This is a genomic window from Acidiferrobacter sp. (genome assembly GCF_054609335.1).
Genome location: NZ_JBTRWP010000087.1, coordinates 1 through 6,992, shown reverse-complemented (window position 1 = coordinate 6,992; position 6,992 = coordinate 1). Strand labels below are relative to the sequence as shown.

Below are 6,992 nucleotides of genomic sequence, written 5' to 3'. Positions count from 1 at the left end.
ACTCGGCGGCCAGCGCCCGAAACCTATGATCGACGAAACCCAGCAGCTCCTCTTTTTCGGGATCAGCCAGAGTCTGCGCGGCCAGGAGTGCGCGCGGCCGCGGGGCCTCCGGGAGCGGCCAATGACGCAAGGTCACGCCGAGCGGGGTGAGCCGTGCGGCGATGTCCGTCGGATCAGTCAGGCGCGATCCATCCTGCAAGCGAAGTTCAGCCATAGCGACTCCTTGATCTCTAACCGAGGACGGGTTTCTCGGGGGTCTTGCGCCCGCGCGGGGGCGCCGGGGGTGCCGGGCGGGGTGATGTCGCCGGCTTCGCGGGCGGCGGTGAGACCGGGGTCTCATGCGTGGTGCGGGTCGCCTCATGGGGCCGCCCAGAGGGGCTCCTCTGGGCGTTATGACCTTGGCTGTGATGACCTTGGGCGCGAGAACGTGACGTCCCATCGCGCGCCCCCGGGCGCGGGCGGCGGGCGACGCGCTCGGGGGGCGCCCCGCGCACCGGACGATTCAAGGGGATTATGAGATCATCCGTGACCTGCGTGACCGGGATCTTGTGGCCGATATAGGCCTCGATCTCGAGCAGCGAGAAGGCGTACTCGTCACAGGCGAGGCTCACGGCTTCGCCCGCGGCCCCGGCGCGCGCCGTCCGACCTATCCGGTGCACATAGTCCTCCGCGTCCTGCGGGAGGTCGTAGTTGAAGACATGACTCACGTCGGGAATATGTAGCCCGCGCGCCGCCACGTCAGTGGCCACGAGCACCGGGAAGCGCCCCTCCTGAAAATCCGCCAACAGGCTTTGACGCTTTTGCTGAGGGACATCCCCGGACAGCACCGCCGCCCCGAAATCGTTGGCGGCAAGCCAGCCTTGGACCCGCTCGGCGACATGCTTGGTGTTCGTGAACACAAGCGCCCGCGCCACCTGTTCGCGGCGCAGAAGCGACACCAACACAGGCAGTTTCTCGTCCTGGCCTAGGTGATAGAGGCGTTCGCGCACGCGCTCGGCCGTCATCTTTTCGGCCTCGATGCGCACGAGCTCGGGGTTGTTCATGTGCTCATAGGCAAGCTCCATGACCCGATAGGAGAGCGTCGCCGAAAACAAGAGATTCAGGCGCTCGGTGACAGGCGGCATGCGGTGCAGCAGATAGCGGATATCCTTGATGAAGCCGAGATCGAACATGCGATCCGCTTCGTCCAAGACCATCACCTGCAAAGCCTGCAGATCGAACACATGCTGCTTGAAATAATCGATGAGGCGCCCGGGTGTCCCCATGAGAACATCGACGCCCTCTTCGATGCCTTTGCGCTGGCTGTCGTAACCGGTCCCCCCGTAGGCCAGCTTGAAGCTGAGCCCGCACTCCTGTCCCAACACGACCGCGTCCTTGTGGATCTGGATCGCGAGCTCGCGCGTCGGCGCCAGGATCAAGGCGCGCGGCTGATTGGGCCGCCGCCCGGGTCGCGGCTCCTGCGTGAGCAGGCGATTGAACACCGCAAGCAGAAAGGCCGCGGTCTTGCCGGTCCCGGTCTGCGCCTGGCCCGCCACGTCGTGGCCCGCGAGCGCCTTGGGGAGGGTTGCGGCCTGAATGGGCGTACAATAGGTGAATCCGGCCTTGAGCACACCGGATAGGACCGTTTCTGGCAACCCGAGGTCGGAAAACGCCTGCTGAGTAAGGTGGGTATCTTTCATTAAGGAACTAGAATAGCAAAAGGCGGGGGCTGGGGAAACCACGGGGAGACTTGCCAACTTCTGTCCGTTCCGTCCACAATAGGCTTACTGCGACGTACTCCTCTCAACCAACGATCCAAAACATAAACCGACCAACCGAGACCCCAACCATGAGCCAAGGCATCATATACGTGACCGACGACACCTTTCAGGAGGCCGTATTGAATGCGTCCGGCCCCGTGCTAGTGGATTACTGGGCCGAGTGGTGCGGGCCGTGCAAAATGATCGCCCCGGTCCTGGAGGAGGTCGCCCGCGACTACAAAGACCGCCTCACGGTGGCAAAGCTCAATATCGACGAAAATCCGGCGACGCCGCCCAAGTACGGCATTCGCGGCATCCCGACCCTCATGCTCTTCAAGAACGGCGGTATCGAGGCGACCAAGGTGGGTGCCATGTCCAAGTCCCAGCTCTCGGCCTTTTTGGACGACAACCTGTAGTGTTGCAGCCTCGGCCGCTCGCGATACTAGACGGCGAGCGGCCGAGGTGCTAAGGTCTCGAACTAGAAAGCGCGGTTCCCCTGCTTTCGCATATCTCAACCCCTTTTCTGATCAGGCCGCGGATTCACCCGCCTTTTCATGCCTGACGGTTTCTCAAAAAGATGACAATGCACCTTTCCGAACTGAAACGAAAACCCGCTACTGAATTGGTGGAAATGGCTGTTGCCCTCGATCTCGAAGGCGGAAGTCGGCTGCGCAAGCAAGACCTTATCTTCGCGATTCTGAAGGCGCAAGCCAAGAAGGGCGAGGATATCGTAGGCGAAGGCGTCGTTGAGATCCTGCAGGACGGCTTCGGCTTCCTGCGCTCATCGGACAGCTCCTATCTTGCCGGGCCCGACGACATCTACGTGAGCCCGAGCCAGATCCGTCGCTTCAATCTGCGCACGGGCGACACGGTGACCGGCAATATCCGGCCCCCGAAGGAATCCGAGCGGTATTTCGCGCTCCTCAAGGTGGAAAACATCAATTTCCAGCCGCCCGAGGAGGCGCGCAACAAGGTCCTCTTTGAGAACCTGACGCCGCTCCATCCGCTCAAACGCCTGAAGCTCGAACAGGCGAACGCCTCGACCGAAAACCTGACCTCCCGCGTTATCGATCTCATATCACCCATCGGCAAGGGCCAGCGCGGCCTTATCGTGTCGTCGCCAAAGAGCGGTAAGACGGTGATGCTCCAACAGATCGCTCACTCGATCACGGCCAATCACCCGGAATGCGTGTTGATCGTGCTGCTCATCGACGAGCGGCCGGAAGAGGTGACGGAGATGACCCGCTCGGTGCGCGGGGAAGTGATCTCCTCGACCTTCGACGAACCCGCGACCCGCCACGTGCAAGTGGCCGAGATGGTGATCGAGAAGGCCAAGCGGCTTGTGGAACACAAGCGCGATGTCATCATCCTGCTCGACTCGATCACGCGTCTGGCGCGCGCCTATAACACCGTGGTCCCGGCCTCGGGCAAGGTGCTGACGGGCGGCGTCGACGCCAATGCGCTGCAGCGCCCCAAGCGCTTCTTTGGGGCGGCGCGCAACATCGAGGAAGGCGGCAGCCTGACCATCCTGGCCACAACCCTCGTCGAGACCGGCTCCAAGATGGACGACGTGATCTACGAGGAGTTCAAGGGCACGGGCAACATGGAAATCCACCTTGATCGCCGCCTCGCCGAAAAGCGCGTCTATCCTGCGATCAACATCAATCGTTCGGGGACACGGCGCGAGGAATTGCTCATCGATCCGAGCGAGCTCCAAAAGCTCTGGATCCTGCGCAAACTGCTGCACCCCATGGACGATGTCGAGGGATCGGAATTCCTGCTCGACAAGCTCAAGGCCACTAAGAACAACGCGGAGTTTTTCGACTCGATGCGGCGCTAGAGCGGGGCCGTCTTCTTGCGGGCGACGGTGACCCCGTCGCGCACCGTAAGGAGCACGGCGTCGACGCTGGGATCGTTGTGGACCTTGCGGTTGAAGGCCGCGATACCGAGATCAGCGGGTGTCGTGGGCGCCAACACCCGGCCGGACCAGAGCGTGTTGTCGGCGACGAACAAGCCCCCGGGACGCAGCAAAGGAAGCGCACGTTCGTAGTAGGCGGGGTAGTTTTCCTTGTCGGCATCCAAAAAAACCAGATCGAAGACCTCATCGCGCAAGGCCTCCAGGGTGTCGAGCGCGGGGCCGGGCCGGATGTGGATCTTGCGGCCGCATGGGGTGCGATCGAAGAAGCGCTGGGCGATGGCGATGGCCTCGGGGTCCCGTTCACAAGACAGCACCTCACCGTCCGGGGGGAGGGCGCTTGCCATGGCAAGCGCTGAATAGCCGGTAAAGAGGCCGATCTCCAGGACCCGCCGGGCCGGACAGAGCATGACGAGGAGCCGTAAGAGCGCCGCCTCCACGGGGCCGCTCAGCATCCCTGCGTCAGGGCGATGCGCGCGGGTATAATGCTCGATCTCCGCGAGCGCCTCCGGTAGGGCCGTGATATGGGCACGGGCGTAGTCTTCGAGCGCCTTGTCGACGAGTCTTTCCATGGTGGAGACCAGTCTAGCGCAATGGGGTGGATAAGCCGAGAGGCCCCTCGGTCCCCCCGTTGCGAAGCGGGTTTTTTCGGTTCAGTATGAATCGGCTTTGGGCAACACGGCCCAAGCCATGACAAGCGACTTTGTGAGGAGGTTTTGGTATGTCGATGGCGGATCGTGACGGGGTCATTTGGTACGACGGCAAGCTCGTGCCCTGGCGCGACGCGAACACCCACGTCCTCACCCACACCCTGCATTATGGGATGGGGGTCTTTGAGGGGGTGCGCGCCTACCCGACGAGCGCAGGACCCGCGGTCTTCCGGCTCGACGCCCACGTCGATCGCCTGTTCCGCTCGGCGCACATCATGGGCATGGACATGCCCTACGACAAGGAAACGGTGCGCGAGGCGATTTTGGCCTCGGTGCGTGAAAACGGCCTCGAATCCGCCTACATCCGGCCCATGGCGTTCTATGGGGCCGAGGGCATGGGCCTGCGCGCCGACAAACTCAAGGTCCACCTGATCGTCGCCGCCTGGGCGTGGGGCGCCTATCTTGGCGAAGAGGCGCTGGAGCGCGGAATACGCATCAAAACCTCGTCCTTCAACCGCCATCACGTCAATGTGGCCCTCTGCAAGGCCAAGAGCAACGGCAACTACATGAACTCCATGCTGGCGCTGCGCGAGGCCCAGCAATGCGGCTGCGACGAGGCCTTGCTCCTAGATACCGAAGGCTATGTGGCGGAAGGGAGCGGGGAGAACATTTTCATCGTCCGCGACGGCAAACTGCTCACGCCGGAACTCACCGCGGCCCTCGAGGGCATTACGCGCGAGACGGTCATAGAGCTGGCAGGCGAGATCGGGGTGCCGGTGCGCGAGAAACGCATCACGCGCGACGAGGTCTACATCGCCGACGAGGCCTTCTTCTCGGGGACCGCGGCCGAGATTACGCCCATTCGCGAGCTCGATTTCCGGCCCATAGGCCGGGGACGGCGCGGACCGATCACCGAGAAGCTTCAGGCCCTGTACTTCGAGCAGGTGCACGGGCGCCGCAAGACCCATCCCGAGTGGGTGACTCCGGTGAGCAAGCCGGAAGCCGCGCGTCTCTCACGGAAGGGCTGACATGGACCGGGAACGGGGTGCGACGGCGCCGACCGCCCGCGCCATGCGCGTCGAGATCGCACGCAAGGACCTCCCTCTGCATTGCCCGATGCCGGGCATGAGCCTCTGGAACTCGCATCCCCGCGTGTTCCTGCCGATCGAGGTCAGTGGCGAGGAGCGCTGTCCCTACTGCGGGACCGTCTACGTCCTCAAAGACCGTTAGGGGCGACGCGTGGGTGCATCGCGGGCGCTGATCGTGGGCCCGGCCTGGGTCGGCGACATGGTCATGGCCCACAGCCTCTTCCAGCTCTTGAAGGCGCGCGATCCGCAGCGTGCCCTGGACCTCATCGCTCCCCCTGCAACCCTGTCGCTCGCTACCCGCATGCCGGAGATCGCCGAGGCCATGGTGCTCGCCATCCCGCACGGCCGGCTTGCCCTGCGCGAACGCCTGCGGCTCGGACGCCAACTGCGGGAACGCCACTACACACAAGCCTATGTCCTACCGCGCTCCTATAAGTCGGCGCTCCCCGCCTGGGCGAGCGGGGCGCAGCGGCGCACGGCTTATCTCGGCGAGGCCCGCTTCGGGCTCATCAACGATATCCGTCACGAGCCTGCCGGCGCCAAGCTAAGGACCGTCGAGCGCTTTTTGCTCCTGGGGCTCGAGCCCGGCGAGCCCTTGCCGGAGGTCCCGGCCCCACGCCTTCGCGCCGACCCGGAAGCAGGGAGACGGTGCGCCGAACGCTTCGGGATCGACCTGACGATGCCGCTCCTCGCGCTCTGCCCCGGGGCCGAATACGGTCCCGCGAAGCGCTGGCCCGCCCGCCATTTCGCGCGGCTTGCGCGGACCTACCATGATCGCGGATGGCGCGTCCTCGTGCTCGGCGGCCCACACGATCAGGAGGTCGCCAGGGCCATAGACACGCTGTCTGAAGGCGCGTGCGCCAACCTGACCGGACAGACCACCCTGCTCGAGGCCGTGGACCTTATGGCCCTGGCCACTGCGGTCGTCAGTAATGATTCAGGCCTCATGCATGTCGCGGCCAGCCTCCACAGACCCATGGTGGCGGTCTTTGGATCCTCAGATCCCCACCACACCCCGCCCTTGGACGACCGCGCGGTCACAGTCACCTTGGGTCTTGAATGCAGCCCCTGCTTTGCCCGCACCTGCCCCTTGGGTCACCTGCGCTGCCTTGAGGATCTCACACCAGAGCGCGTGGAAGAGGCCCTTGAGGCGACAATAGAGGCCTCGCGTGTGACCGTTCTAAACGACTCCTAGCGAAGGCCATCGCCGCCTTCGTCGGACGGGCAATCCCCACGCGCACGGCTGCGCCTAGACGCCCCCAGGTTATAATATCGTCATGGAAAAGGACCGGCCGCACGATGAGGCCCCGACCGGTTTGCCGGACACCGCGGCCTATCTCGATGACCCCAGAGCCCCGTGGGATCGGCTTTTCGCCGGCTGGCAGGAGACTATGGTAGCGAAGAACGAGGCGCGGCTTCAGCGTCACATGGAACGCCTGCGCGCCGCCGTGAACCAAGGTCGCGGTGAGAACCAGTCTCGCCCTTATGAGCGAGCCGACTAAGCCTGCCCTTCTCGTGATTGCCGGGCCCAAAGGATCTGGAAAGACCACCGTGACGCGTCGCATGGTCGATCTGTCGTGGTTTCGGGATCTGTGCCTCG

8 protein-coding genes and 1 pseudogene are annotated in these 6,992 nt (G+C 63.9%); 6 read left to right on the top strand and 3 right to left on the bottom strand.

Translation table 11 applies throughout. The features are described from left to right. Positions 1 to 214 (bottom strand): annotated as a pseudogene (locus ACYCTF_RS13945) (acireductone dioxygenase); the annotation flags it as partial. Between the two features lie 16 nt (positions 215 to 230). Then, positions 231 to 1,679, bottom strand: a complete 1,449-nt coding sequence (gene rhlB, locus ACYCTF_RS13940) for an ATP-dependent RNA helicase RhlB (protein WP_461282416.1) — start codon at positions 1,677 to 1,679, stop codon at positions 231 to 233. Between the two features lie 149 nt (positions 1,680 to 1,828). Here rhlB and trxA point away from each other — a divergent pair, with 149 nt between their 5' ends. Next, positions 1,829 to 2,155: a thioredoxin TrxA gene (gene trxA / locus ACYCTF_RS13935; RefSeq protein WP_461282417.1), complete on the top strand. Its 327-nt coding sequence runs from the start codon at positions 1,829 to 1,831 to the stop codon at positions 2,153 to 2,155. A 167-nt stretch (positions 2,156 to 2,322) separates the two neighbouring features. Then, the gene (gene rho, locus ACYCTF_RS13930; protein ID WP_461282418.1) at positions 2,323 to 3,579 is read left to right on the top strand and encodes a transcription termination factor Rho; all 1,257 of its coding nucleotides are present in this window, start codon (positions 2,323 to 2,325) and stop codon (positions 3,577 to 3,579) included. On the opposite strand, the gene ACYCTF_RS13925 is transcribed toward rho, so the two are convergent. Further along, entirely contained in the window at positions 3,576 to 4,226 is a 651-nt protein-coding gene (locus ACYCTF_RS13925; RefSeq protein ID WP_461282419.1) for an O-methyltransferase, read from the bottom strand. The two genes, rho and ACYCTF_RS13925, sit on opposite strands and share 4 nt — an antisense overlap. Positions 4,227 to 4,375: 149 nt before the next feature. Here ACYCTF_RS13925 and ACYCTF_RS13920 point away from each other — a divergent pair, with 149 nt between their 5' ends. The 4 genes from ACYCTF_RS13920 to ACYCTF_RS13905 all read left to right on the top strand — a co-directional run bounded on the left by ACYCTF_RS13920 (position 4,376) and on the right by ACYCTF_RS13905 (position 6,894). Further along, positions 4,376 to 5,332 carry a branched-chain amino acid transaminase gene (locus tag ACYCTF_RS13920; RefSeq protein WP_461282420.1) on the top strand — a complete coding sequence of 319 codons (957 nt, stop codon included), beginning with the start codon at positions 4,376 to 4,378 and terminating at the stop codon, positions 5,330 to 5,332. Between the two features lies 1 nt (position 5,333). Next, a complete protein-coding gene (locus ACYCTF_RS13915; RefSeq protein WP_461282421.1) occupies positions 5,334 to 5,534 on the top strand; it encodes a zinc-finger domain-containing protein in 201 nt (66 codons plus the stop codon). Positions 5,535 to 5,543: 9 nt separating this feature from the next. Further along, positions 5,544 to 6,587: a lipopolysaccharide heptosyltransferase II gene (waaF, locus tag ACYCTF_RS13910; protein WP_461282422.1), complete on the top strand. Its 1,044-nt coding sequence runs from the start codon at positions 5,544 to 5,546 to the stop codon at positions 6,585 to 6,587. An 82-nt stretch (positions 6,588 to 6,669) separates the two neighbouring features. Further along, positions 6,670 to 6,894, top strand: coding sequence for a hypothetical protein (locus tag ACYCTF_RS13905; protein WP_461282423.1), 225 nt, complete (start codon positions 6,670 to 6,672; stop codon positions 6,892 to 6,894). The last annotated feature ends 98 nt before the right edge of the window (positions 6,895 to 6,992 follow it).